Origin of the sequence: Aquibacillus koreensis, assembly GCF_025154055.1 — a bacterium.
In the GTDB taxonomy this organism is placed as follows: Bacteria; Bacillota; Bacilli; order Bacillales; family Amphibacillaceae; genus Aquibacillus_C; species Aquibacillus_C koreensis.
The window spans coordinates 12,059-36,722 of record NZ_JAOALK010000012.1 but is presented as its reverse complement, the minus strand read 5'-3'; the positions used below and the strand labels follow the sequence as shown (position 1 = coordinate 36,722).

The following is a 24,664-nucleotide window of genomic DNA, read 5'->3' as shown; positions in this document are numbered from 1 at the left end:
AGGACATAAAGTGAAGCAACTAAAAGATATTGCCAAAAAACAGAAAAAGGACACTTATTCTCTTTCGTTTACTGCGTTTGTGATTGGGGCGATGACGGTAACACAAGCTTTATTGATTGTGTCGATCGTCATGCTCATTTTTTTAGAAGAGAAGCCGTTTTCAGATGTTATTTCGCAATTAGCAGCGCTTCTAGTTGTGTTTATAGTAAGGGGGATTTTTTCCTATATCCATGGAAAAATCGGTATTGGAATGGCATCGAAAGCAAAAAAACAGTTTCGAGAATCATTGCTTACGCATTACAGCCATAACCCGATTCAAACGTCTATCAAAGGGCAATCAGGTAAACGCGTCACGCTGGTTACAGATGTGGTGGATGAAATCGATCCATACTTTAGTAAATATTATCCACAACGGATCTTATCTTCCATTGCAGCACTCATTTTGTTAGCAGCAGTGTTTTGGCAAAACTGGCTTTCAGGGCTGATTATGCTTGTAACGGCTCCTCTCATTCCCATTTTTATGATTATCATTGGGAAAAAAACGGAGAAAAAGGCACTCCAACAATTGGACAACCTCACTGCCCTTGCAGGGAAATTTTTGGATAGCTTGCAAGGGTTAATCACATTGAAGCTTTTCGGAAAAGGGAGGGAAGAAGCGGCAGCCATAAAACAGAGTAGCGTGGATTATCGTACAGCAACCATGGATGTACTTAAATTCGCCTTCCTTTCATCGCTCGTACTTGAGCTCATTTCGATGCTTGGGATCGCGTTAATTGCGTTGGAGGTTGGACTTCGTCTTGTCGTTTATCAAAACATCTCTTTTTTTGCAGCATTTTTTGTCCTGGCAATTGCTCCTGAATTTTATAAAACGTTAAAGGATGTCGGCAGTGCCTTCCATGCAGGTAAAGGAAGTATTGCTGCTGCCAAAAAAATTGTAGAAGAGCTAGCAGAATCTGATCAGACCATTACTTGGGGGAACGAACGGTTGTCACAAATAGCTGGACCTCCAAGTATCGGGCTGAACAATCTTTCCTTTACGTATGGGGAGGATCATTTTTCTTTACAGGGGATCCAAGCAACATTCGAACCTTATAGCCAAATTGCTATTGTTGGGGCAAGTGGTTCTGGCAAAACAAGCTTACTGCACTTAATTGCTGGGATGTATGCGCCTTCAACCGGAGAAGTCTTGATTAATAAGCAGTCGCTTTTTACCTATGATGAAGGAGAATGGTTCGACAAGCTCATTTATATATCGCAGGACCCTTACATTTTTTCGGGCACCATTAAAGATAATATCCTGATTGCTTGCCCTGGGAAAAATATCTCCGAAGAAGCGCTGAACTATGCCATAGAAAAAGCAGGGCTCACAGAGCTGATCGATCAATTAGAAGATGGCGCCAATACGGTGATTGGGGAAGGGGGCAGAGGTTTATCTGGTGGGGAAAAACAGCGGATTGCACTTGCCCGTGCCTTTTTAAAACGGCCTTCGATTATCTTGTTTGATGAGCCTACCGTCGGATTGGACCTTTATACAGAGAGCATTTTGCAACAATCAATCCAAGAGCTGGCCCAAAACGCGACAATCATTACAGTCGCTCACCGCTTACATACCATCAAACAAGCAGACTGTATTTTGTATCTTGAAAAAGGGACGTTAATTGGAAAAGGTACGCATGAAGAGTTAATGGAAAATACAGAGGATTATTTGACGATGTTAAAAGAACAGCAAGGAGGTATGGCGGGATGACGGAATTAAAATCTGTAATCAAGTTGATGTTCATCGAACGAAAAGATATGTACATTTCAGTATTTTTTGGCGTATTTGCTGGCATATCCACGGTTGCCGTGTTTGCAATCAGTGGTTATATCGTTTCAAAGGCAGCACTGCTTCCCCCGCTTTATATCCTTACGATTTTTGTAGCATTGTTAAAATTATTCACCGTCATTCGTGCCTTTAGCAAATATGCAGAGCGCTATTACTCGCACAAGGCTACGTTTACCATACTAAGTAATGTAAGGACCTATTTTTTTACAAAACTTGAAGGCCTTGCGCCATCCCTTTTTCAAAGGTTTCGCAGTGGTGACTTGTTAGCCCGGGTTGTTGGTGATGTCGAAAGCCTGCAACATTTTTTTCTTCGCGTTATTTATCCACCAATTGTCATGCTCGTTGTTTTTCTTACAACGATTATTTTTACAACACTATTTTCCTTGCCTGTGGCATTAGTCCTTTTAACAGGACTAATCTTGACCGGGTTTTGTATTCCCCTGATTTTTGCTATAAAACAGCGGGGGATCCAATCAAATATACGACAGCTTCGCGCGCAACTGTCTACGGACACAACTGAATTTTTATATGGCTTTTTAGATTTAAAGCTTTATCGGAAAGTCCCTTTGAAAGAAAAGGCACTGCGTCGAACCTCAGACGTTTACATTGGTGAACAAAAAGATCGAGGAAAGCAGGAACAATTAAATTTTGCAGTCAATCACTGGGTTTCGCTCGTTACTTCCTGGTCTGTGCTTGCTTTAGGGGCTTACCTCGTATCTGCGAATGAGCTTGATGGCGTTTTTTTAGCCATGCTTGTTCTCGTGTCATTAACGGTATTTGAAACGGCTACGCCAATGACAGAGGCACCGAGTTATTTCGAAGATGCTAGAAATGCTTCAACGCGGCTGTTTTCTATTATAGATGAAGCTGAAAACGAGCAAGAACGGAAAAACAAAAACAAAGTAGTAGACTTGCAGAAAGCACCGGAAATCGAATGTGCAAATGTTGATTTTTATTTTCCGGGAGAAGATCGTCCTACGCTAGCTAATGTTTCGTTACGCTTACCGAGCGGTTCCAAAACTGCGATCGTTGGACCAAGTGGTTGTGGGAAATCAGCATTGCTGCATCTATTACTAAAGCTTTATTCGCCGTCTAGTGGAACAATTACGGTACAGGGGCAACTGTTAGCTGATTTAGATGAAGATCAGTTTTGGGAAAACATCTCCCCTGTGCTCCAAAGCAATCACTTCTTTTATGGTACGGTCAGAGATAATTTAAAGCTTGCAGGTGAACATATTTCTGACAAGGAAATGAATGAAGTACTTTCGTGGGTAAAACTAGACCATCTATCCTTAGGCGCTACCATTTTAGAAAAAGGGGCAAATCTCTCAGGTGGCGAGCAACAGCGGCTTGCGATTGCTAGAGCTATACTTAAAAAGGGCAGCCTCTTATTTCTTGATGAACCAACCTCATCTGTTGATCCGATTACAGAACAGCGCGTGATGAACAAGTTATTCACACAAGCAAAAGGGAGTACGGTGGTTCTCATCAGCCACAAACTAACCGGATTAGAACAAATGGACCAAATCATCGTGATGGACAAAGGCACAATCATCGAAACTGGAACATACCCCGAATTAATCAAAAGAAAAGGCTACTTCTATCAAATGAAGCAGATAGAAAAGAGCGTCTTTTTATAAAGAGGGGTCCTTCTTTCTTTTTAAAAGGGGTCTGACCCTGTCGAAAGACAAAATTCCACCCAGGGAGGACAGTGAACATGGGGACGGTTCCTGTGTACACAAATGTAAAAGGTGGTAAATGGAAACAGAAGAACCGTCCCTCCGTTTATTTCTAGCAACCTCTATTAATATCAACTAGCATCTAGTTTAGCTAGCATAGATTCGGGTATGTGTAATTGTGAGATACAATTTAAAAATCACAGAGTGAATTGCACTCTAAAATTTTTAGGAGGTATATCATGGTACAAGGTAAAAGTGGAGAAAATCGCAAAGAAAAAACAAACAAAGAGTATGGTCGTCAGGGCAAATATGCAAAAGGAAACCGTAAATCCAGTAATGATAAAAAAGAAGAAGAATAAAAATAAAGCTGCTTTTTAAGCAGCTTTATTTTTATGACAATAGTGGAAACAGGAGAACCGTCCCCATGTTTCCTTAAATGCCAGGAAACCATCCTGGTGTATTTGTAATAATTCCCCACAAAGCATCGGGAACAACAAGTTCTTTTTGCTTATCTTTGTCAAGCTTCGTAACAATGCTATCTTCTCTACCTTCAGCTAATTTCTGTACCCAATCTGGATCAATGATAATTTCTCTACCTATGGCTAAAAGCGGAATGCCAGACTCGACTGCCTTTTGCGCATCCTCTGCACTATAAATAGATCCCACACCAATGAGCGGAACGCGATTGTTGATCGTTTCTAATAAATAGGCGATCCGTGTCTTTGTTAAGTCGTCCACACCTCTTCTAGGAGTGGAATGGAAATCTTGCAGTGATACATGTAAATAATCCAATCCTTGGTCGGCTAGTGTATCAACTAGAGCAAGCGTGTCATCCATTGTGATTCCAGGTGTTTCTGCTTCTTCTGGAGAAAAACGGTAACCAACAATGAAAGGCGATGTAGCATGCTTGTCCACTACACTTTTTACTTTTTCAACAATCGCTAAAGGAAATGCCATGCGTTTTTCAAGGCTTCCACCAAAACGATCGTCTCTACGATTTGAATAGGCAGAAAAGAATTGTTGAATAAGGTAGCCATTCGCTCCATGAATTTCCACACCATCATAACCTGCTTCAATCGCTCGTCGTGTTGTTTCTCCAAAGGCATCGATCATCTCTTCTGCTTCAACCTCAGATAATGCTCTAGGGATAGGGCTGTTCGCACCTTCTGCAGGAATATCACTCGCGCTAACTACATCGCCATCGACTAAATCAGGCGGACACATTTTGCCTCCGTGAAAAATTTGTAAGATAGCTTTTGCGCCTTGGTCTTTAATCGCCGTCGCTAACTGCCTTAAGCTTGGAATGAAGTCATCACTATACGCAGCAAACTCACCTGGAAACCCTTGTCCATTTCGGGTGACATTGGTACACGCAGTAATAACCATACTTACGCCAGCGGACCGACGTGCATAATAGTTCACCTCTTGCTCTGACACTGTCCCATCCGGATTCGATGAGAAGTTCGTCATTGGAGCCATCACGATACGGTTCTTAAGCTCTATACCATCCGGTAAGGTATAGGAAGAAAGAAGTTTATTATTGTTATTTGTCATCAATCTGTTTCCCCCTTTTTAACATATAAAAGCAATCATAATGAAATTAACGGCCCCTGTACACTTTTTTGCTTTTCTATTTTAACCAAGCTACCTATGGAAGGTGTAATATTTTGGATGATGACTAGGAACTACTAAGTTAAGGGGAGTTTGGCCAAGTTGATTTAAATGGAAATATAGCTCGTTTTTCGCTAAATCGATTAAATCATGTCATAATGAAAGAAATCAAGACAGTTAGGATGACAGGATGAGACAACAAATAGAGGTAAAGTTACATGCAAAATCGGTAAAAGATATAACAAAAGGCTATCCACTACTTGCTAAAGAAGCGATGGAAAGCTCAGAAGTGGCGATGGAAGAAGGAAGTCTCCTTCGCATCGTAGATCCAAATGGCCGGTATATTGCGACAGGCTATTACGGTTTGCAAAATAAAGGAATTGGCTGGGTTTTAACGCGTAAAGAAACGGAAAAAATAGATGCGGCGTTTTTTGCTACAAAGATGAAGGAAGCAATAGCGAAGCGTGCGCGCTTTTATGACGCGGAAGATACGACTGCTTTTCGCGTGTTTAATGGGGAAGGAGATGGAATCGGTGGGTTAATCATCGATTTCTTTAACGGCTATTATTTGGTGAGTTGGTACAGTGAAGGTATATATTCATTCCGTGACGACATTTATCAGGCATTACATGAAGTCGTAGAGGTCCGTGGCCTTTATGAAAAATTACGTTTTAATACGAATGGCCAATATTTGGAGCAAGATGATTATGTGTCTGGGGAAAAGGGAGACTTCCCGTTAATTGTTATGGAAAACGGGATGAACTATGCCGTAGATTTAAATGATGGGGCAATGACAGGGATATTCCTAGACCAACGTGAGGTAAGAAAAGCCTTACGAGATCATTATGCAGAGGGGAAAACGGTACTCAATACATTTTCCTATACCGGTGCATTTTCTGTAGCTGCTGTTCTTGGAGGAGCGACAGGGACAACGAGTGTCGACTTAGCAAAACGAAGCTTACCAAAGACAATCGAGCAATTTGCAGTTAACGGCATTGACTACGAGGCACAGGACATCAAAGTGATGAATGTGTTTGATTACTTTCGTTATGCCGAGCGTCATGGTTTGAAGTTTGATGTGGTTGTATTAGATCCGCCAAGCTTTGCGCGGACAAAGAAAATGACATTTAGTACGGCAAAAGATTATCCAAAGCTACTTAAAGATACGTTGAAAATCACGAATAATGGCGGATTAATCATAGCCTCCACCAATAACGCAAGCTTTAACATGAAGAAGTTTAAATCATTCATTGATAAAGCATTTACCGAAACGAATACACGTTACAACATTTTAGAAGAATATCAATTACCAGAAGATTTTACTGTGCCACATAACTATCCGGAATTTAACTATTTAAAAGTGGTGTTTATCAAGGTAATGAACTAGGAGGTGTGACGAAATGAAATACAATAAAACAATCATGACGAAATTAATAAACCAACATCGAGAACTACATGATGAGTTAAAAAGGCTTAAAGTCGAAATGGACTTAGAAAAAAATTACGCCATCAAAGCACTCTATTATTCCTACGTAGCGAATAGCGGCAAATACATGGAAGCATACCAAAAACTAGACCGCCCAAAATAATGGAAACATGGGGACGGTTCTTGTGCACACAAATATGTAATATAGGGCTAAATGGAAACGGGAGAACCGTCCCCCTGTTTCTGTTATACTATAAATGATTTTCATAAATACTTATTATCGGAGGAACACATGCTTACATTTGAAGAAAAGCTAGAGATTATTGGATCTTTTCCGGAGTTGCATCGAAAAGACGTGTCACTTGGTCGGGTCAATTTTCATTATGAAGATAGTATCCAGGATAAAACGTTGGTGGTGTACCATCTCCATCCGAATGGAAACGGATTTGTGTACGCGGAATTGATTGAAAATGATAACATTGAAACTGACCATAAAGGCATGGTTAATATACGTGATTTCACAGAGCAACAGCTTCGTAACATTATTCAAGAATCCATTGCATCCTTGTCTGAGTCTACGTTCGAGGAATTTTGGATAAATAAGGAGAAACAAGTGCTAAGAGTTGTCCATGATTTTGACCTGTGGAACATCTATGCAGAAGACATGTTGGACGGTACATTTCCTACCTATAATGGAGCTGCCAATTACTTAGAGCAAGAAGGATTTTGGCGTAAGTGATGGTATAATTTATTAGAATAAAAGTGTCAGGCACTAGACAAGGACAATTGTCTAGTGCCTGACACTTTTTTATATGTTAGGAAAACACAGTTTTTGCATTCATATATCTAGTAATTAAATTTGAAATAATAGATAATTCAATTGAATGGATAGAATAGTAATTAGTTATCGTGGAGGTAATCTGATGATGGAACCCTTAACAATAGATGACATAAAAGATATGTTTACAACGATTGTCTACAGCAGAGGTTATAGTTATTATCGTGAAGGCCGTGTTAGCGATTTGTATCATGACACTACTAAAAATATGTGGAGTGCTAAAGTAAAAGGATCAAGATCCTATCTTGTGACGATTGAAGAAGATGAGGACGAAATTTCTTCCGAGTGCAACTGTCCGGCATTTAATCAGTATTGGGAACCTTGCAAACATATAGCTGCCGTCATGCTTGAAATTTATAGTAATTCAGCAAGGTCCAGTAATGCTGCAGTCTATAATCAATTTATGCTTGATAGAAATCGAATAAAGCAAGAAAATTTTCACATGCAACAACAGGAAATCGAGAAACAGAACGCAGAAAGACAAGCCATCTATGTCAAACAGCTGACGAATCAATTTATACAAAACCTTTCTAGTTATGCACAAGAAAATTCAGCGCATAAGAGAGGGGTAAAGAAATCTCCTTTACAAGTAGAATGGATCATTAAGTTAAATCACTCCTACTATGCGAAAAGCCAACTATTATCCCTGGAAATGAAGGTCGGGCAAAAGCGAACCTATGTAGTCAAAAAAATAAAAGCCTTTCTTAATGCCGTGAAATTTCAGACACAGTATCCTTTTACAAAGCATTTCACCTATGACCCAACTGAACAGGAGTTTACACAAGAAGACCGAGCAATTATTGATTTATTGCTGGATGCCTTGAAATTTGAAGAAGCCTACCAGAAAATGCAATCTGATTATTACCGAGGATCAGGATGGGATGAACGCGCGCTTATGATTCCCCCAATGATTGTTGATCAACTTCTTAACCATTTTGCAAAAGAGGTGGTTCGTTTTGAAACGGATGGTAAAGCGTATGATCAAATTAACCTCTATCAGTCTGATCTACCTTTTTCTATTCAGTTGGATAAAGGGGGATTAGACGGGTTTCAATTGGACTTATCAGAGCTTCTAACCGTTCAACATTTGGATTTGTACGGTTTCATTATGTCCGAGAATAATTTTTACAAAATCTCTGATGAGCAACAGTTACTGATTCAGGAGCTAAAGAAATTAATGAACAGGTCACATAGTCCTTTGCTGCCAATTGCTAATGATCAAATTGAGCCGTTTATATCTCAGGTTGCACCTAGAATTGGCAAGATTGGTAAAATGGCGATCTCGGATAAAGTATCAAATGATATTGTGAAATTCCCTCTCCAGGCAAAGCTTTATGTCGAACGTATGGATGATCTTCTCCATGTTACATTAGCGTTTCACTATGGTGAACATAAGATTAATCCGTTTGAAGAAAAGGCTTTGGACAATGGGGCTCCAATCATAATGAGGGATGCAGAGAAAGAACAAGCGATTATGGATGAGATCGAAACGACTTCTATAAAGCTTAATGGTAAACAACTTTATGTAGAAGGGGAAGCAGAAATCTTTGCATTTTTATATGAAATTCTCCCACAACTTGAGGACAAAACAGAAATTCTACTAACCAATGCAGTTAAGTCATTCATTTTACCGAACAGTCAAGCCCCAGTTACCAACATTGATGTAGATTCTTCAGGTAATTGGCTAGAAGTAAACTTTGATATGGCAGGGATTGATCAGGAAGAGGTCAAAAATATCCTCCAATCCGTTGTTGAAAAGAAAAAGTATTATCGTCTTCCAAGTGGTGCATTCGTTTCACTAGAATCGGAAGAACTCCAAATGATGCAGAACGTGTTGGATGAGTTTAAGATTCAGCCGTCACAATTGGAAAAGGAAACCATTCAGCTTCCGATATACAGAGGCATGCAACTTGATGAGATCGTAGATAAAGAGAACGGAAGCTATGCCAAGTACGGCAAGCAGTTTCGTCGACTGTTAAACCGTTTGAAAAATCCCGAAGAACTAGAATTCGATGTTCCGGATTCCTTGCAAGCGGAGTTAAGAGACTATCAGTATTTCGGTTTCCAATGGCTTAAAACACTGAAATATTACCGATTAGGAGGGATTCTTGCAGATGATATGGGGCTTGGAAAGACATTGCAATGTATTGCCTACATATTATCTGAAAAGCTAGTAAATAAAGACAACATGAAGCCAACGTTGGTTGTTGCTCCTGCATCGTTAGTCTATAACTGGAAAAATGAATTTCAAAAATTCGCTCCGGAGTTAACCGTTGAGGTAATAATCGGAAACCCGCAAGAACGGGTTGAAAATTTACAAAGTGAGTTGTTGCCAGATGTGTGGATTACTTCTTATCCGACATTGAGACAGGATATTGATACCTATCGTCAACTTACATTTAGCACACTTATATTGGATGAGGCTCAAGCTATTAAAAATCATACAACAAAAACGGCAAAGGCGATCAGAGATGTTCAAGCTGAAACATGCTTTGCGCTTAGTGGAACACCGATTGAAAATTCAATTGATGAGCTATGGTCCATTTTTCAAACGGTAATTCCAAATTTCTTTCCTAATCAGAAGGCATTTCGTCAACTTGAACCAGTAAAGGTTGCAAAGATGATTCGCCCGTTTTTGTTACGTAGGGTGAAGAAGGATGTATTAAAGGAATTACCTGACAAAATAGAAACAGTGACCTTTTCTGAACTAACGAATCAACAAAAAAACCTGTACTTGGCCTATTTGGAAAGAATCCAAAAGGAATCAAAGGAATCGATTCAAGGAGAAGGCTTTCAAAAAAGCCGTATGAAAATCCTAGCTGGTTTGACGAGACTTCGCCAATTATGTTGCCACCCTTCCTTGTTTTTGGATGATTACAATGGAGATTCGGGAAAACTTCAACAATTAGTTGAAATTGTCAGTAATGGTATGGAAAATGGTAGACGAATGTTGATCTTTTCACAATTTACGAGCATGCTTTCCATTATTCGTGAACAGTTAACGAATGCTGGTTTAGACTTCTTTTATCTGGACGGTCAAACGGCTCCAAAAGAACGGGTCAACATGGTAGATCAATTTAATCAAGGAGAAGCTGACATTTTTCTAATTTCTTTGAAAGCAGGAAATACTGGACTTAATCTAACTGGAGCAGATACGGTCATCTTGTATGATCTTTGGTGGAATCCAGCCGTAGAAGAGCAAGCGGCAGGAAGAGCGCACCGAATTGGACAAAAGAATGTGGTACAAGTCATCCGATTAATCACGCAAGGTACGATTGAAGAAAAAATCTATGAGCTCCAACAAAACAAAAAGGAACTTATTGAAACAGTAGTCAAGCCTGGAGAAGAAAGCCTATCAAGAATCACGGAAGAGGAAATTAGGGAAATATTAAATATTTAGGTGTAAACAGGGGGACGGTTCTTGTGTTCACGAATGGTGTAAAAGCGACGGGTTTTTAGCGGCAAATATGTAGATTAATATTTTGGCGTAAGTAATGAATGTAGTGCCTGTGACCGCACGTGAATTGTCGGTGTAGACATTTGACGGGTGATTACAGGCACCGGTTTATCATGGTACGTGTTTTTATTTAACGACTAATACGGGGCAATTAGCAAGATTGGTTACCGTATTACTAACACTACCAAGGACAATTTTTTTCACACCTGTATGCCCCCGATTTCCAATCACAATTAGATCGAATTCCTCATCATTAGCAAATGTACAAATCTCCTTCGCTTGATCCCCTTCTAAAATATGATAATTAACTTCTGTAATTGCATCTGTTAATCTGTTTTTTGCATCTGAGAGAATAGTTTCGGACACGTTTTCTGTTACGTTAGACTGTTGATGATAAACGTTACGATCATCACTAGCTGTTGCATTTGCGGAGTTATAAATTATAGGAGTAATAACGGATTCAAAAGTATCCGTATCCCTACTAGCAGCTGTGCCATTGTACACATAAGTCACTGTCAACGAAGCATCATGAAGCTTAGCCATTTTTTCCGCCGTCTTTAATGCTTTGACACTTCCTTCTGTTCCGTCGAACGCGATTAATATTTTTGAAAATGTTCTAGTGTTACACATTATGATCCACTCCCTTTTTTAGTAAAAAGCGATAAAAAAACAAATTTTATTTGGTTAATAACGGTGCGTTATTTTTGTGATGCTGATTGGTTAAGTAGCTTTTGAGTAATGCAAGCGTTTTTTGTGCGTCCTTCCCCTTGATAACCATTTTTACTTCCTTATTGCTTTTACAAGTGAGTAAAAAGGATATTAATCTTGATAGGTGATCAGAGCGTATCAGGCGTTGTTGATCTAACAAGTAGATGGAGCCATTAAAATTCTTCATTATCTCATAGATGGTAAGCATGTTTTGAACAGGGATATAATCTTTAATTACAACTTTTGTGGATAATAGTTGTGTCATTTTTTTCCTCCTTATCATTTGCTTGCTATATATTTACACGTTTATGCTCCTGTTGAAACGCTTCATTTGTTTAAGAATACGTAACGAATGTAACAAACATATGTTAATTGTGTTTCAATAGGAACATATCACTATTGTCGTACACCTAAACAAAAAAGAAGTAACCGCCCTCGATTAAGGGGAACGGCTACTTCTTTTGAATTACTGATCAAACTTTGGTCATCCGCACATTATGCGTTCTGTTGTCACTTTCGCGAGTGGTTGCCGCCACTCGATTTTTTTTTAAAAAAATCAGTTTACAAATTTAACAGCGCTTAATGGCACTACAAAAAAATTTAAAACCATGCTCTATTCGAAGGCGTTACTTTACGAGATAAGAAGCCAAACAAATATAAACGCATCATATCTTTCGTGAGATCGCGTAGCTGTTCAGGGGTGAATAATAAATCCCCAGAGTCGTCAGGTGTTTGCCAGTCATAACGGATAAAACCATCTTGCTTCCCAAGGTTCCGTACTTTCATGTGATACGTGTTATAGATCGTTTTCTTAACGGTAGCAAGGTCATCCTGGACAGAAGCAATCACTGTATCTAATTTATCCAAATATACAATCTTAGCGATCAATTGCTCGTTTTCAAAGAAAGCATAATCTTGTTTAAATACTTTAAGTACCATAGGTAAAACAATATATGCGTGTAGAGTCGTGTTCATCTGTTGATTAAGCATGTAAAAACACTCGCTTTTTATTTTTTATTATAATACGAACAAACGTTCTTGTAAATATGAAGTGTATTTCTAGTCTTAGCCATGGCATGGTTTGGTATGCGGTGCTGGATGGAGTTGTTACTGTGCTATTCTTCGTTTAGGATGCGGGAAGTTTCGATTCGTAATGGTTGCGGCTGTCTGCGTTGTGGGCAGCGTTTGATTCACATTTAACAAAAATAGTGAAGGATTTAAGAGACTAGAATGTTAAAATGAGCTAAGTGGTATTATGAACTTTGGGAGGAAATATGAAAAAATTAAAACGTACACTCAAAAGGTTTTTCATCCTAGTTTTTATTTTAGTCGCATTTATGTATCTAAATAACACTTCCTTATTTACTAAGGATACTGATAGAGAGCCTTTCTTGTTAGCTCATCGTGGATTAGCACAGACTTTCCATATGGAAGGAATTACTGGTGAAACATGTACTGCGGAGCGAATTTACGAACCTGATCATCCTTATTTAGAAAACACCATCCCTTCCATGGAAGCGGCTTTTGAAGCTGGGGCAGATGTGGTAGAGATCGATGTTCATCCCACAACAGACGGAGAATTTGCTGTTTTTCATGATTGGACACTGGAGTGTAGAACAGATGGAGAAGGCGTAACGAGAGAACACACGATGAAAGAGTTAAAACAGCTAGATGTTGGTTATGGCTATACGGCTAATAACGGAGAAACGTACCCTTTTCGTGGGAAAGGAGTCGGGTTAATGCCTACATTAGATGAAGTGCTGTCCCATTTTCCAGATCAGTCTTTTTTAATTCATATCAAAAGTAATGACCCAAATGAAGGGGAGCTTTTGTCCCAATATCTTCGTAAGTATCCAGACGAACGGTTAAAAGAGCTTACCATTTATGGTGGCGACAATCCAATCGCAACGTTGAAAGATAAACGCCCTGAACTACGCGTCATGTCAATGGATACGTTAAAAGGGTGTCTACTTCAATACGCAGCAGTTGGGTGGACAGGGTATGTACCGGCATCGTGCGAAAATACGCAATTACATATCCCAGAAAAGTTTGCATCCTATTTGTGGGGATTCCCAAACAAATTTATAAACCGAATGGAAAATGCTAACACAAGGGTAGTCCTCGTTAAGGGTGATGGCAAATGGTCGGAAGGTTATGATGAAAAAGAGGATATAGGAGATCTTCCTACAAATTATACAGGTGGAATATGGACAAATCGTATTGACATTATTGCTCCTGTTTTACAAAAATAAATGCCATAAACCTGTGAGCCACCTGTGATATGCCGTTTTTAACAGATCAGGTGGCGAACAGGCACTATTTGTTTTTTCTACATAAAGTTATTATCGAAGGAATAAAATTGAAAAGTCATAAAAAATTATGGTAGTGACAGGCTATTATGGAAAGTTTTATTCTTAAGAGGGAATTATAGGTGTTACTTATCCTAGGTAAGTGTGGGAAAATTTACAAACATCCTCATTACTAAACGATCGGATCTTTATACCAAGAACTAATCAGATTCTGCTCCTTCATCATCGATAACTTCCGTATTATTGTTTATATTTTCGGTGTCTGGTTGACTTTGACCAGATAAGTAAAGTATTTGAAAACCAATCCCTATTAGTACGATGGCTACTAAAAACCAAACAATCACCCATGCTTTTGAATGATGCATCAACACACCTCCTTACCTAACTTTATCGAAGCATTTAAACTTTTATGACAGTTAATTGTTTAATGAGCAGACCCCTATATTAAAAATCATAAATAGTGAAAAAACTTCTCTAAAGTTATACACTGTTTAAAGTGATAAGAGAATCAAAGATAAATAGCTTCTGAGTTTCATACAACATTGTAGAAGGGTGATAGAAATTTGAATAAGAATAAACGGTTACAGTTGGCTTTTCTGTTAGGCTCCCTTTCCATATTAGGTCCTTTCACGATCGATATGTATTTGCCTTCCTTTCCAACGATTGTAGAAGATTTTGATACAAAAGCTTCATTAGTACAAATAAGTTTAACAACATGCTTGCTAGGTCTAGGTTTAGGGCAGTTAATCATTGGGCCTATGAGTGATGTCCAAGGTCGACGCAAACCTTTGATTATTTTTCTCGGCTTGTACTTACTATCTTCGTTGGCTTGTGCGATTGCACCTAATATCTATACATTGATTGTTTCCCGTTTTATCCAAGGGTTTGCAGCGGCAGGGGGACTGGTTATTTCAAGGGCGATTGTTCGGGATTTATATAACGGACGAGAGCTAACGAAGTTTTTTGCTACGTTGATGTTGATTGGGAATCTTGGCCCAATTGTAGCACCGATCATGGGTGGTGCTATTCTAACTTTTGCAGATTGGAAAGTGGTTTTCCTTGTCTTGGCTAGCGTTAGTTTGGCTTTAACGCTAACTGTAGTATGGAAGTTGGAAGAAACATTACCGACAGAAAAGCGCATCCCTAGTAATTTGAAGAAAGTGATTGGGAATTTTGGCTCCTTATTGAAGGACCGGGAATTTGCGGGTTATGCTTTTGCGCAAGGTTTTGTGATTGCTGGAATCTTTGCCTATGTATCTGGGATTCCTTTTGTTTATCAAAATATTTATGGCGTTTCGCCGCAAGTGTTTAGCTTCTTATTTGGTATAAATGGTGTTGGATTAATCATTGGTACACAAATTGTAGGGCGAGTAACGATTGTATCTGAGAAGACATTTTTGAAGATCGGCTTAGCTCTTTCTAATTGTTCTGCTATTATATTGCTTACTGCTCTTCTGTTAAAGGCACCAATCGTAGCTGTGGCGATTCCGATTTTCTTTCTAGTCATGTCTATCAGTATTATTGCGACATCCTGTTTTTCTTTAGCAATTGAATCAAAGGGACATATTGCAGGAAGTGCATCTGCATTACTAGGTGTATTACCATTCGTACTCGGATCATTAGCTGCCCCACTTGCGGGAATAGCAGGGGAACATACAGCAATTCCAATGGGGATTGTTATCCTATCAGCAAGCGTATTAGCCTTTTTGTCCTATTTTATATTCGTTCGAAAAACGTCATTAAAAATAGAAGGTACGAAACAGGTAGTGCATAATAACTTATAGAAGAGGTCGGGGTCTGGCCCTCCGTATGCGGGGGTCAGACCCCTTTTGTGGACATTTGTCCATGAGAAGGGTCAGACCCCTGTACTTCCAAGTTATCCTAAAATATGAGATACTCTAGAAAATTGAATAATAGAAAGGTGTCTTTTAAGTGGATTTGCAACAAGAATTATCTAGAAATGGTCACTCGGTAGCTGCTGAACTACTAGCAAATCTAACCGCAAGTGATCATTTTCTTGAAGAACTTTCTTTGATTTTAAGAGAATGTGTTGCTTCAACAAGTAATCTTCCTGACGATATGCATATCTTGTACACGCAGTTAGTGCATGTAACTACTTTTCAGAAAAAATACAAACCTATATTATTACGTGATTTAGAAATTATATTATCTGAAACTATCAATCCCACAAATGATCCACCGGTAATCTATATCGATGAACAGGAAGAAGCGGAAGTTATCTCCCTGTATCAAAAAGCCTTCAAAGGTAACGCAGATGCCCAGTTTCAACTTGGTCACTTTTATAAGTCAATCGAGCGCGGTGGTTGGGCCTTTGACTGGTTTCAAGCAGCAGCCGAAGCCGGTAGTGCGGATGCGCTTTATTGGTTAGGTAATGAATATTTTGTTGGAAAAGTTGTGGAACATGATTTGGAAAAAACGTATTTTTATTATAAAGAAGCTGCCGAAAAAGGTCATGGGGACGCGCTAAACAATTATGCGGACATGTATTTGCGTGGGGAGTATGTGGAAAAGGATGAAAAGAGAGCGCTAGAAATTTTTATGGAAGCCGCTGATAAAGGCGTACCAGAAGCCATGTACACCCTTGGTTATATGTATGAAAACGGTGTTGGGACAGAAATAGACATGGCAGAATCCAAGCGATGGTTTACCGAATCCGCACTTGCTGGTGATGTGTTTGCGGCAAATCGCCTAGGACATGAGGCAGTGGAAGATGGGCGAGGGGACGAAGCAATAGAATGGTATCAAATGGCAGCTGATCGTGGTGACTCTTATGGGGAGTTTAATCTTGGTCTTTGTTATGAGAGTGGGATTGGTACCCAGGTTAATATGAAAAAAGCGAAATATTGGTATCAAAAAGCTGCTTTAAAAGGTGATGATCAGGCAAAGCAGCGGTTGGGGGAGTTATGAATTTTTATGGTAGTGTCTGTACACACTGTGATACGTCAGATTCGACATTTTACGGTTGATGACAGTAAATTTAAATAGAGAGGTCTGTGAGATTAGTATATGGTGCCTATTTCCATTGACGAATTTGTAAACAAAAAGATTGATGAAAAGTCAAATAACAATAAAAAAGAAATAAAGAAAAATATCCTAGCGGCTGCTAAAAGGAGAAAAAACGGTATTGGTTGCATGCAATGTAATCAACCAATATGGGTAATTGGTTCAGGTATTGTAGGTTCGGATATGTGTTTCACTTGCATAACAGGAGAAGCGGATGACTCTGAAGATTATGAACTAGATCTTGTTTTGTAAGCGTAATGAATTTAAAAATATTAGATTAAGTCTTTGTTATGAGAGAAGGATTGGAATCGAATTTTTAAGATGAAAAGCTGCTTTAAGAAGTGATGATCAAGCGAAGCAGCGGTTGAGGGAGTATTAAAAATTATCGCACTTATTGCAGTGCCTGTGCCTAGCCATGACTTGTTAGTTTCGACAGATTACGGGAGGGTACAGGCACTATTTTAATGTCACGAACCCATCTATATAGATTGTCTTCAGTCAACACAAGTCGGAATTGGGAGACATCTCTATTGTAGTTTTCTTTATTACTCTTCCATGTTTTTTTAGTTAATATTCATCAATCTATATGATTAGTAAATGAACAATTATTAAATCATATGAATCCTTTGGCCTATGTCAAAGGATATATTTCCTTGGAAATAACTGTGGGGAATTGAGGTGATATGTCGAATCAGTCCTTACGCTAATACGAAACCAAACTATTGTTAACCACAGACGACACACACTTCCATGAAACGTTTCCTAACTATGCACCGTATATACTAGTAGAAGTACACTATAGGGGGCGTTTTGATGTCGGGATCCATATTCTTTAAAGATAACTTTTTTTCAGCGGGTATCACGGAGATTTATAATGAAAACCAAGAACAAATCGGTTCACTAAATCTAAAAAGTGCTTTTTCATCAAGTGTTGAAATACTAGACAGAGATGGGAATGTCATGATAAAAGGAAACTTTCCATTTTTTTCACGTGGGTGGAGTGTAAAGGATAAGCATGATCAAGAGATTGGTAAACTAAAGCAACGTCTTTCTTTTTTGTCGAAAAAATTTGTTTATCAATCTTATAGAAGTGGAGATTATATCATTAGATCAGAAGCATTTTCTAAGGATTATGATATTTTGGATCAAAATGAATCGTTAGTTGCAGAATTCAGGAAAATAAGCAACTTCTTCCAATCGTCTGCATATAACCTTAAAAACCATTCATCCAACCTATCAAACGAAGAGTTAATCGCTGTTGTCATGGGGGTTAATATGATCCAAAAACAAAACAGTGCTGCAGCTAGTAATGGTGCTGCAGGCGGTTCGTAAGTTTACATTTAACGGCTCTTATCTGAATTATTGTGAACGAGGAGACCATTTAGATGGACAGTTGTTAGCCTAAATGGTCTAATTTCACCATTTCTTACAACAGAACACAGTACCCATTTTGTTGTTGTGAAATAGGTAATCTTAATAAATATAATTTTTTATAAATATTTAAACAAACGTTTAATTAAATTGCGGTATAGGAATCTATCATCCTATGTCAAAGAATATATTTCCTTGGAAATAACTGTATGGAATTGAGATGTTATGTCGAATCATTTCACCTGAAAAGCTGTTAATATAAAATTCGGAAGTAAACAAGGGTGAACAAGGGGACGGTTCTCCCGTTTCCATTTCGAAAACAGGAAAATCGTCTCGATGCATATAAAACGGAGGTATTGCGTCTTTGTCACTAGTCATATAATGCGATTAATCATGGCTAAGAAATGGAAACATCTCGGTTTGATTAACCGAGATTTTTTAGCGGAATTCTAGAATGCTGAAGTCCAACCACCGTCAGCAGTGACAACTGTGCCGTTTAAGAAGCTCGAGTCATCTGATGCTAGGAATAAAGCTACTTTTGCTATTTCATCTGGTTGTCCAATACGAGGGATAACACCCTGTACCACTTTTGTGCGCTCCATGCCAAACTGATTAATATTTTTCATGGAAGAAGAAATATTTGTTTCTACGGCACCAGGAGCGATTGCATTACAACGGATCCCTTTTTGTGCGTACATAAAACCAGTGTTTTTTGTAAGACCGATGACGGCATGTTTAGATGCACCGTAAGTAGCTCCTGCATGCGCACCACTAATGCCACCAGTGGAAGCAGTATTAATAATAACACCGCTTTCTTTTTCTAGGAAAATTGGTAATGCTTTACGCATTGCTCGCATTACACCTTTTGTATTTATATCAAAAATTAAGTCCCAACGCTCATCAAGAATATCCCCAACAGGTTCAAATCCATCCATAATACCAGCATTGTTAACTAAAATATCTAACGTTCCAAATTCACTTACAGCTGTATCAATCATCGTGTCAATATCTTCTTGTTTCGCAACATTCATCTGAACTGCTTTAGCAATACCATTCTGATCTGTAATCGCTTTTACTACAGCCTTAGCACCATCGATGTTTAGATCAGCAACAATTACTTTTGCTCCTTCACTTGCATACATTTCTGCAATTGCTTTCCCCATGCCTGAAGCTGCCCCAGTAACGATCGCCACTTTGTCCTGTAATTTCATCCTATATCCCTCCAAATGTTTTAGAAACTTATTGAACATGTGTTCATTAAAAGTATAATAGGTATAGAAAAGAAGTACAAACAACGGAATGTTGAATTTATGTTGACTAATCAACAAGTATTACAAAAGGTGTACAATAAGAGGTGAAATATTTTGAAAAAAGATTTGCGTATTATAAAAACAAAGGAAAGTTTGCGTCATGCTTTAATAAGTTTACTTAAAACGAAGTCGATCGAAACTATTTCTATTGCAGAACTATGTCGGTTAGCACAAATAAATCGAGGTACATTTTATCTGCATTATAAAGATGTGCATGAGGTGTTTAAGGAGTATTTAGATGTTATTGTAGAAGATCTGAGAAAATCCTATGAAGAACCTTATTACAAGACAAACTATAAAATTAAAGATATTACGGCAGACATGATCAAAATTTTTCATCATGTAAAAAAATATCAAGATTTTTATCAAATAATTTTTGATGAACGGATTCCAATGATGTACTATTATCTCCTGTTCGACACGGTCAGAACATTTATGCGGGATTCTATAGAAGAAGGTCTGCTAGCGGCGCAACATGAGTTAAAAGTAGACTACTTAATTAGCTATCAAACAAATGCAATCCTAGGCATCTTAATAGAATGGCATCGACAAGAATACAAAACATCTATTACAGAGTTAAACAAGCAATTGTTCATGATCATATCAATTCATGATCCATTCAGGATGCAGTAGAACGAATAAACGGAAACAGGGGGAAGGTTCTCCTGTTTCCGTTTACCGTTTTATTCCATTTCTGTGTACAGGAGAACCGTCCCCCTGTTTCCATCTTAAAATTAAGGCAGTATATTCCCCGCCGCGCGATAGATGCTATACCATTCTTCACGAGTAAGGTGAACTTCGCTTGCTTTGATACAGTCTACTAATCGTTCTTCATTCATCGTTCCAATGACAGGTTGCATGTTCGCTGGGTGTCGTAGTAACCACGCAATAGCAATTGTTGTATTGGAGACACCATATTTTGCAGCAACCGCATCAATTTCTTTGTTCAATTCCGGGAACTTTTCGTTTCCGAGGAATACCCCTTCAAAAAAGCCGTACTGGAAAGGGGACCAAGGCTGGATCGTAATATCGTTTAACCTGCAATAATCAAGCACACTGCCATCGCGATTTACTGCAGATTCATTTGTCATATTGACATTGATACCGCTTGAGATCATCGTTGTGTTTGTAATACTTAATTGAAGTTGGTTCGCAACGATCGGTTGTTTCATGTATTTTCTTAAAAGCTCCATCTGCATTGGATTTTGATTGGAAACCCCGAAATTCCTTACTTTCCCTGCGCTTTCAAGAATATCGAAGGCTTCTGCAACCTCTTCAGGCTCCATAAGTGCGTCTGGACGATGGAGAAGGAATACATCCAGATAATCTGTTTTTAGACGCTTTAGGATTTTATCAACTGAATTTAAAATATGTTCCTTGGAAAAATCGAATGTGCTTACATCAGGGCGAATACCGCATTTAGACTGAAGAATGATTTTTTCTCGGACATCATCATTCATATGAACAGCGTCAGCAAATATCTCCTCACATTTACCTGCCCCATAAAGATCGGCGTGATCAAAAAAGTTTGCACCATTTTCTAATGCTGTCTGGACAAAGCTTTCCGCCTCATTTTTGTTAAGGGAATCAATTCGCATACAACCAACTGCAACAACAGGCACTTCTAGTTCACTTGTACCAAGCTTCATTGTTCTCATCCTGCTCGTCTCCTTCTGGAAATAATTAGTCTTCTTTTTTGTGATAATGAGCTAAACCAAATCAATTATATCAAAGTTTATAGTGGAAATCTTTTCATGTGACTGGATGCTACTAGGGTGAACCTCGCTTCGCATCTAGAAAATGTCAAGCACCAAACGTAGAAATCTTCCATGGACAGTGTCTGACATTCTCTTTCAACAGTCCGGTTATTTTATATGCTATTGTTTTGCAATACTTTCTTCTGGAGCTTGCTCTACCCGTTTTATAAAAATGGAAAGAAGTAGACTTATCACGCCTATGACAAGGATCATGACATAGGCATCACTAATTCCTTGGATGGAAGCTTCCATCAGTAAGTGTTCTTTCGTCCCTTCAGCCGAAGCTGCCACCATTTCTTGTAAATGATCTTTTGTTCTCGTTGTCATAATAGTGACAAGCAACGATGTTCCAATGGCACCAGCTACTTGTCTAGCTGTATTGGAAATGGCAGTACCATGTGCATTTAGACTAGCTGGTAGTTGATTTAATCCGGCTGTTTGTAGTGGCATTAGAAATAACGCCATTCCGATTCTTCTGCCTGCGTACATGAGAATTAAATACGTATAGCTCGTAGCATCCGTTAAATTGGTGAACGTGTACGTGGTCATCAGAATGATCACAATTCCTAGAATGGTAAGCCATTTAGCGCCATAGCGATCAAATAATTTTCCAACTAGTGGACTTAGAAGCCCCATTAATAAAGCGCCAGGTAGCATTAAAAGCCCAGCTTCTAAAGCTGTGAACCCACGAGCATTTTGAAGATATAATGGTAACAAAATCATATCTGCGTACATGACCATGGTAATGACACAATTGATAATAGTTGTTAAGGTATACATGTTGAATTTGAATGCCCGAAGATCAAGGAACGGATCGTTAGAAATAATCTGTCTTCGAACAAATAAGCCAAGTGTAACAACTCCTAAGACAATGGAGAAAATTACCTCTATATGTGCCCAACCTTCATTTCCTGCTTCACTAAAACCGAATAGAAGGGAACCAAATCCGAGTGTAGATAGAACTAAGCTTATGACATCTAATTTTGATTTTTTTGTTTCTGACACATTTTTCAGAAAGAAAAAGCCACAAATAATGATAATTAAAATAAATGGGATCATCCCGTAAAACAGTACTTGCCAAGGATAAACATCGAGCACATATCCAGTAAGTGTCGGTCCAATTGCAGGAGCAAATATAATGGCTAGACCAATTGTCCCCATTGCTGTACCGCGTTTGTGTGGAGGATATAGAGATAAAACGACATTCATCAGTAATGGCATGGTAATACCGGTGGATGCTGCTTGGATCAGACGTCCTGTTAATAAGATTGGGAAGTTGGTAGCAACAGCCGATATGATTGTCCCAGTGAGAAAAATAATCATGGATGTCTGAAATAACTGTCGGGTTGTAAATCGTTTCATTAAAAACCCTGTTACAGGAATTAAGACGCCGTTGACCAACATATACCCTGTTGTGAGCCATTGTCCTGTTGCAGCATCAATACTAAACTCGTTCATGAATGTTGGCAAAGCTATTGTCATGGTTGTTTGATTGAAAATAGTAAAGAAAGCGCCTAAGATCATAACGATTAATATAGGTGCTTTTTTTATCGATTGGTTATTTGTAAATGAATTCGCGCTCAAACTATCGTCATCCTTCCCCAATGTCTTGCTAAACTAATTTACACAATGTAGTATAATTTACAGAGCATAAATAAAATTATAGGTACTATAAGTATCGAATACAAGTTACAATTTTGATGAAAATGTATATTAGTTTACACATAATATATTTGTGTTGTTTTACTAGTAAAAGATTTACACAGAAATAAAAAATGTTGTTTAAAAGGTGAGGTTGACCATGGAGAATAAAAAACAGACTACGGATCCACGGGTTATTCGGACAAGGCAATTGCTTCGGGAGGCGTTAATAAGTTTATTGCAGGAAATAGATATTGATAAGATTTCAGTTAATCGATTGGCACAACGAGCAACCATTAATCGTGTTACCTTTTACTTACATTATCGCGATATCCCAGATATGTTAGAAAAAATGGCAGGAGAAATGATAGAGGAGATGTCGACTGTATTGCGACAATCGTCATCGAATAGAGTCCGTCCATATACCGAAGACGATTATTGTGCCATTATGGAAGACCTGTTAAAGCATATAGCAACAAATAGCACCTTTTATAAAACAATCCTTGCTTCTAAACGGATTCCTGTCTTTTATGATCAGTTGCAAACATTTTTAACAGACAAGATTGTTTCCAGTGTAGAAAAAAAGGAGAAGGTGCACATCGTTGACCATAGAGATCGCATACAGAAGGATATCTTAATCTGGTACGATTCAGCTGCGCTGATTGGTACGATTACCTCTTGGTTAAGAAGAGATATGCCGTACACACCTGCTTATTTAGCAAAACAATTTTATACGATTAGAAACAGATAAGTTAGTGATGGGAACGGACGCCTGGGGTTGGTATATTCCAATGGATTTACAAGTATTGCATTGCAACATGGAAATCTTATCTTTACTTCATAAGTTAGATGAGGGATTGGAGCAAGACGTTGAAAGACAACAATTTCATACTGGGTATCATGATCATAGTAATGATGTGTACAACTATATCTTTTTTATGATTGGCGAGCACGATGTAGCAAAGGATTTATTACAAGATACATTCTTGCGTGCGTATGATAAAATGCATCATTTTAACGGTGGCAATGAAAGAAGTGATTGGTGGTTTTTCCACTCCTGTTTTAAATAAAGACGTTGCTGCAAATCACGCACACTCATTGGACGGAAAGACATTTGAGGAAATTCAATCTGATATGTCGGAAGCAGAGTGGATAGATAATTGGAATGGTACGTATAGTGACCATATTGATTTTGATTATGAGTAGGATAGGTTTAAGAGAGAAGCACCAGAGCAAAGGTGCTTTTTTTTATGAAATAGTAATAGCTACTTGAGATTCATTGTTCCGAATACTGGCTGCATGTTCGCAGGGTGGCGTAGTAACCACGCGATAGCAATTGTTGTATTGGATACACCATATTTTGCAAAAACCGCATCAATTTCTTTGTTCAATACCGGGTACTTTTCGTTTCCGAGGAATACCCCTTCTAAAAAGCCAAACTGCAAAGGTGACCAATGCTGGATCGTAATAAATGGCTTCGGTGTCTTAAAGGGGGTCAAAGGAACCCTTTTTTGAAAATTAAACAACCAAGTACAATGATTCCCTATTTATTTTAACTAGTTTAACTGTGTTTGGCCTAGTATTTTCATGAATAGAAATTTGGGATAAACGTAAGAATCAGGCACCACGAGTGCGATTAGTTACGGTAGAGAAAGCAATATGGGTATCCGGAAAGCGGCGCGCAGAGGAGGACTTTTGTTGCAATTTT

The 24,664-nt window shown here is 38.5% G+C and carries 23 protein-coding genes and 1 pseudogene; 15 read left to right on the top strand and 9 right to left on the bottom strand.

The window, feature by feature from the left end; translation table 11 throughout:
* Positions 1 to 10: 10 nt before the first annotated feature.
* Both cydD and cydC read left to right on the top strand, forming a co-directional pair.
* Positions 11 to 1,747 (top strand): thiol reductant ABC exporter subunit CydD, encoded by a 1,737-nt coding sequence (gene cydD, locus NYQ66_RS02765; RefSeq protein WP_259866603.1) that lies wholly within the window; start codon positions 11 to 13, stop codon positions 1,745 to 1,747.
* Positions 1,744 to 3,465 (top strand): thiol reductant ABC exporter subunit CydC, encoded by a 1,722-nt coding sequence (gene cydC / locus NYQ66_RS02760; RefSeq protein ID WP_259866601.1) that lies wholly within the window; start codon positions 1,744 to 1,746, stop codon positions 3,463 to 3,465. Before cydD ends, cydC begins: the two co-directional genes overlap by 4 nt.
* A gap of 471 nt (positions 3,466 to 3,936) precedes the next feature.
* Here cydC and NYQ66_RS02755 read toward each other — a convergent pair whose 3' ends face one another.
* Positions 3,937 to 5,058: an NADH-dependent flavin oxidoreductase gene (locus NYQ66_RS02755; protein WP_259866599.1), complete on the bottom strand. Its 1,122-nt coding sequence runs from the start codon at positions 5,056 to 5,058 to the stop codon at positions 3,937 to 3,939.
* 247 nt (positions 5,059 to 5,305) lie between these two features.
* Between NYQ66_RS02755 and NYQ66_RS02750 the strand changes: the two genes are divergently transcribed.
* From NYQ66_RS02750 to NYQ66_RS02735, 4 genes are all read left to right on the top strand, one after another.
* Positions 5,306 to 6,502 carry a class I SAM-dependent rRNA methyltransferase gene (locus NYQ66_RS02750; RefSeq protein WP_259866597.1) on the top strand — a complete coding sequence of 399 codons (1,197 nt, stop codon included), beginning with the start codon at positions 5,306 to 5,308 and terminating at the stop codon, positions 6,500 to 6,502.
* A gap of 13 nt (positions 6,503 to 6,515) precedes the next feature.
* Positions 6,516 to 6,704, top strand: coding sequence for a hypothetical protein (locus NYQ66_RS02745; protein WP_259866595.1), 189 nt, complete (start codon positions 6,516 to 6,518; stop codon positions 6,702 to 6,704).
* Positions 6,705 to 6,833: 129 nt separating this feature from the next.
* Positions 6,834 to 7,280, top strand: a complete 447-nt coding sequence (locus tag NYQ66_RS02740; RefSeq protein ID WP_259866592.1) for a hypothetical protein — start codon at positions 6,834 to 6,836, stop codon at positions 7,278 to 7,280.
* A gap of 184 nt (positions 7,281 to 7,464) precedes the next feature.
* The gene (locus tag NYQ66_RS02735; RefSeq protein ID WP_259866590.1) at positions 7,465 to 10,779 is read left to right on the top strand and encodes a DEAD/DEAH box helicase; all 3,315 of its coding nucleotides are present in this window, start codon (positions 7,465 to 7,467) and stop codon (positions 10,777 to 10,779) included.
* Between the two features lie 183 nt (positions 10,780 to 10,962).
* On the opposite strand, the gene NYQ66_RS02730 is transcribed toward NYQ66_RS02735, so the two are convergent.
* The 3 genes from NYQ66_RS02730 to NYQ66_RS02720 form a co-directional block, all read right to left on the bottom strand.
* Positions 10,963 to 11,466, bottom strand: coding sequence for a universal stress protein (locus NYQ66_RS02730; protein ID WP_259866587.1), 504 nt, complete (start codon positions 11,464 to 11,466; stop codon positions 10,963 to 10,965).
* A gap of 46 nt (positions 11,467 to 11,512) precedes the next feature.
* Entirely contained in the window at positions 11,513 to 11,809 is a 297-nt protein-coding gene (locus NYQ66_RS02725) for a hypothetical protein (protein WP_259866585.1), read from the bottom strand.
* Between the two features lie 335 nt (positions 11,810 to 12,144).
* Positions 12,145 to 12,534, bottom strand: a complete 390-nt coding sequence (locus NYQ66_RS02720) for a hypothetical protein (RefSeq protein WP_259866583.1) — start codon at positions 12,532 to 12,534, stop codon at positions 12,145 to 12,147.
* A 284-nt stretch (positions 12,535 to 12,818) separates the two neighbouring features.
* Here NYQ66_RS02720 and NYQ66_RS02715 point away from each other — a divergent pair, with 284 nt between their 5' ends.
* A complete protein-coding gene (locus NYQ66_RS02715) occupies positions 12,819 to 13,796 on the top strand; it encodes a glycerophosphodiester phosphodiesterase family protein (protein WP_259866581.1) in 978 nt (325 codons plus the stop codon).
* Positions 13,797 to 14,053: 257 nt separating this feature from the next.
* Here the strand turns inward: NYQ66_RS02715 and NYQ66_RS02710 are convergent, their stop codons facing one another.
* The gene (locus tag NYQ66_RS02710) at positions 14,054 to 14,218 is read right to left on the bottom strand and encodes a hypothetical protein (RefSeq protein WP_259866579.1); all 165 of its coding nucleotides are present in this window, start codon (positions 14,216 to 14,218) and stop codon (positions 14,054 to 14,056) included.
* Positions 14,219 to 14,416: 198 nt separating this feature from the next.
* Here NYQ66_RS02710 and NYQ66_RS02705 point away from each other — a divergent pair, with 198 nt between their 5' ends.
* The 4 genes from NYQ66_RS02705 to NYQ66_RS02690 all read left to right on the top strand — a co-directional run bounded on the left by NYQ66_RS02705 (position 14,417) and on the right by NYQ66_RS02690 (position 18,209).
* Positions 14,417 to 15,637, top strand: a complete 1,221-nt coding sequence (locus NYQ66_RS02705; protein ID WP_259866577.1) for a Bcr/CflA family multidrug efflux MFS transporter — start codon at positions 14,417 to 14,419, stop codon at positions 15,635 to 15,637.
* A gap of 148 nt (positions 15,638 to 15,785) precedes the next feature.
* On the top strand, positions 15,786 to 16,781 hold the full coding sequence (locus NYQ66_RS02700; protein WP_259866576.1) for a tetratricopeptide repeat protein: 996 nt from the start codon (positions 15,786 to 15,788) through the stop codon (positions 16,779 to 16,781).
* A gap of 99 nt (positions 16,782 to 16,880) precedes the next feature.
* On the top strand, positions 16,881 to 17,129 hold the full coding sequence (locus NYQ66_RS02695; protein WP_259866574.1) for a hypothetical protein: 249 nt from the start codon (positions 16,881 to 16,883) through the stop codon (positions 17,127 to 17,129).
* A 561-nt stretch (positions 17,130 to 17,690) separates the two neighbouring features.
* Positions 17,691 to 18,209: a hypothetical protein gene (locus NYQ66_RS02690; protein WP_259866572.1), complete on the top strand. Its 519-nt coding sequence runs from the start codon at positions 17,691 to 17,693 to the stop codon at positions 18,207 to 18,209.
* A gap of 488 nt (positions 18,210 to 18,697) precedes the next feature.
* On the opposite strand, the gene NYQ66_RS02685 is transcribed toward NYQ66_RS02690, so the two are convergent.
* The gene (locus NYQ66_RS02685; protein ID WP_259866570.1) at positions 18,698 to 19,459 is read right to left on the bottom strand and encodes an SDR family oxidoreductase; all 762 of its coding nucleotides are present in this window, start codon (positions 19,457 to 19,459) and stop codon (positions 18,698 to 18,700) included.
* Positions 19,460 to 19,612: 153 nt separating this feature from the next.
* On the opposite strand from NYQ66_RS02685, the gene NYQ66_RS02680 reads away from it, so the two are divergent.
* Positions 19,613 to 20,191 carry a TetR/AcrR family transcriptional regulator gene (locus NYQ66_RS02680; RefSeq protein ID WP_259866568.1) on the top strand — a complete coding sequence of 193 codons (579 nt, stop codon included), beginning with the start codon at positions 19,613 to 19,615 and terminating at the stop codon, positions 20,189 to 20,191.
* A 101-nt stretch (positions 20,192 to 20,292) separates the two neighbouring features.
* Here NYQ66_RS02680 and NYQ66_RS02675 read toward each other — a convergent pair whose 3' ends face one another.
* Both NYQ66_RS02675 and NYQ66_RS02670 read right to left on the bottom strand, forming a co-directional pair.
* Positions 20,293 to 21,216, bottom strand: coding sequence for an aldo/keto reductase (locus NYQ66_RS02675; RefSeq protein WP_259866566.1), 924 nt, complete (start codon positions 21,214 to 21,216; stop codon positions 20,293 to 20,295).
* 219 nt (positions 21,217 to 21,435) lie between these two features.
* Positions 21,436 to 22,899: a DHA2 family efflux MFS transporter permease subunit gene (locus NYQ66_RS02670; protein ID WP_407652038.1), complete on the bottom strand. Its 1,464-nt coding sequence runs from the start codon at positions 22,897 to 22,899 to the stop codon at positions 21,436 to 21,438.
* A gap of 217 nt (positions 22,900 to 23,116) precedes the next feature.
* On the opposite strand from NYQ66_RS02670, the gene NYQ66_RS02665 reads away from it, so the two are divergent.
* From NYQ66_RS02665 to NYQ66_RS02655, 3 genes are read left to right on the top strand one after another with little or no spacing between them, the layout of a single operon-like run.
* Complete coding sequence (locus tag NYQ66_RS02665) at positions 23,117 to 23,707, top strand: TetR/AcrR family transcriptional regulator (RefSeq protein ID WP_259866564.1); 591 nt, start codon at positions 23,117 to 23,119, stop codon at positions 23,705 to 23,707.
* Between the two features lie 40 nt (positions 23,708 to 23,747).
* On the top strand, positions 23,748 to 24,026 hold the full coding sequence (locus NYQ66_RS02660; RefSeq protein ID WP_259866562.1) for an RNA polymerase sigma factor: 279 nt from the start codon (positions 23,748 to 23,750) through the stop codon (positions 24,024 to 24,026).
* The gene (locus NYQ66_RS02655; protein ID WP_259866560.1) at positions 23,983 to 24,162 is read left to right on the top strand and encodes a hypothetical protein; all 180 of its coding nucleotides are present in this window, start codon (positions 23,983 to 23,985) and stop codon (positions 24,160 to 24,162) included. The genes NYQ66_RS02660 and NYQ66_RS02655 overlap by 44 nt, the downstream gene beginning before the upstream one ends.
* A gap of 65 nt (positions 24,163 to 24,227) precedes the next feature.
* On the opposite strand, the pseudogene NYQ66_RS02650 reads toward NYQ66_RS02655, so the two are convergent.
* A pseudogene (locus NYQ66_RS02650) lies at positions 24,228 to 24,425 on the bottom strand (aldo/keto reductase); the annotation flags it as partial.
* Between the last annotated feature and the right edge of the window lie 239 nt (positions 24,426 to 24,664).

What these genes read in the sequence shown, in the direction of transcription:
- NYQ66_RS02710 (WP_259866579.1), bottom strand. Translation starts at nt 14,218, where the DNA reads ATGCATCATTCAAAAGCATGGGTGATTGTTTGGTTTTTAGTAGCCATC.
- NYQ66_RS02660 (WP_259866562.1), top strand. Translation starts at nt 23,748, where the DNA reads ATGGATTTACAAGTATTGCATTGCAACATGGAAATCTTATCTTTACTT.
- NYQ66_RS02690 (WP_259866572.1), top strand. Translation starts at nt 17,691, where the DNA reads ATGTCGGGATCCATATTCTTTAAAGATAACTTTTTTTCAGCGGGTATC.
- NYQ66_RS02730 (WP_259866587.1), bottom strand. Translation starts at nt 11,466, where the DNA reads ATGTGTAACACTAGAACATTTTCAAAAATATTAATCGCGTTCGACGGA.
- NYQ66_RS02655 (WP_259866560.1), top strand. Translation starts at nt 23,983, where the DNA reads ATGAAAGAAGTGATTGGTGGTTTTTCCACTCCTGTTTTAAATAAAGAC.
- NYQ66_RS02725 (WP_259866585.1), bottom strand. Translation starts at nt 11,809, where the DNA reads ATGACACAACTATTATCCACAAAAGTTGTAATTAAAGATTATATCCCT.
- NYQ66_RS02675 (WP_259866566.1), bottom strand. Translation starts at nt 21,216, where the DNA reads ATGAGAACAATGAAGCTTGGTACAAGTGAACTAGAAGTGCCTGTTGTT.
- NYQ66_RS02745 (WP_259866595.1), top strand. Translation starts at nt 6,516, where the DNA reads ATGAAATACAATAAAACAATCATGACGAAATTAATAAACCAACATCGA.
- NYQ66_RS02735 (WP_259866590.1), top strand. Translation starts at nt 7,465, where the DNA reads ATGATGGAACCCTTAACAATAGATGACATAAAAGATATGTTTACAACG.
- NYQ66_RS02755 (WP_259866599.1), bottom strand. Translation starts at nt 5,058, where the DNA reads ATGACAAATAACAATAATAAACTTCTTTCTTCCTATACCTTACCGGAT.
- cydC (WP_259866601.1), top strand. Translation starts at nt 1,744, where the DNA reads ATGACGGAATTAAAATCTGTAATCAAGTTGATGTTCATCGAACGAAAA.
- NYQ66_RS02720 (WP_259866583.1), bottom strand. Translation starts at nt 12,534, where the DNA reads ATGCTTAATCAACAGATGAACACGACTCTACACGCATATATTGTTTTA.
- NYQ66_RS02740 (WP_259866592.1), top strand. Translation starts at nt 6,834, where the DNA reads ATGCTTACATTTGAAGAAAAGCTAGAGATTATTGGATCTTTTCCGGAG.
- NYQ66_RS02695 (WP_259866574.1), top strand. Translation starts at nt 16,881, where the DNA reads ATGGTGCCTATTTCCATTGACGAATTTGTAAACAAAAAGATTGATGAA.
- NYQ66_RS02665 (WP_259866564.1), top strand. Translation starts at nt 23,117, where the DNA reads ATGGAGAATAAAAAACAGACTACGGATCCACGGGTTATTCGGACAAGG.
- NYQ66_RS02685 (WP_259866570.1), bottom strand. Translation starts at nt 19,459, where the DNA reads ATGAAATTACAGGACAAAGTGGCGATCGTTACTGGGGCAGCTTCAGGC.
- NYQ66_RS02715 (WP_259866581.1), top strand. Translation starts at nt 12,819, where the DNA reads ATGAAAAAATTAAAACGTACACTCAAAAGGTTTTTCATCCTAGTTTTT.
- NYQ66_RS02750 (WP_259866597.1), top strand. Translation starts at nt 5,306, where the DNA reads ATGAGACAACAAATAGAGGTAAAGTTACATGCAAAATCGGTAAAAGAT.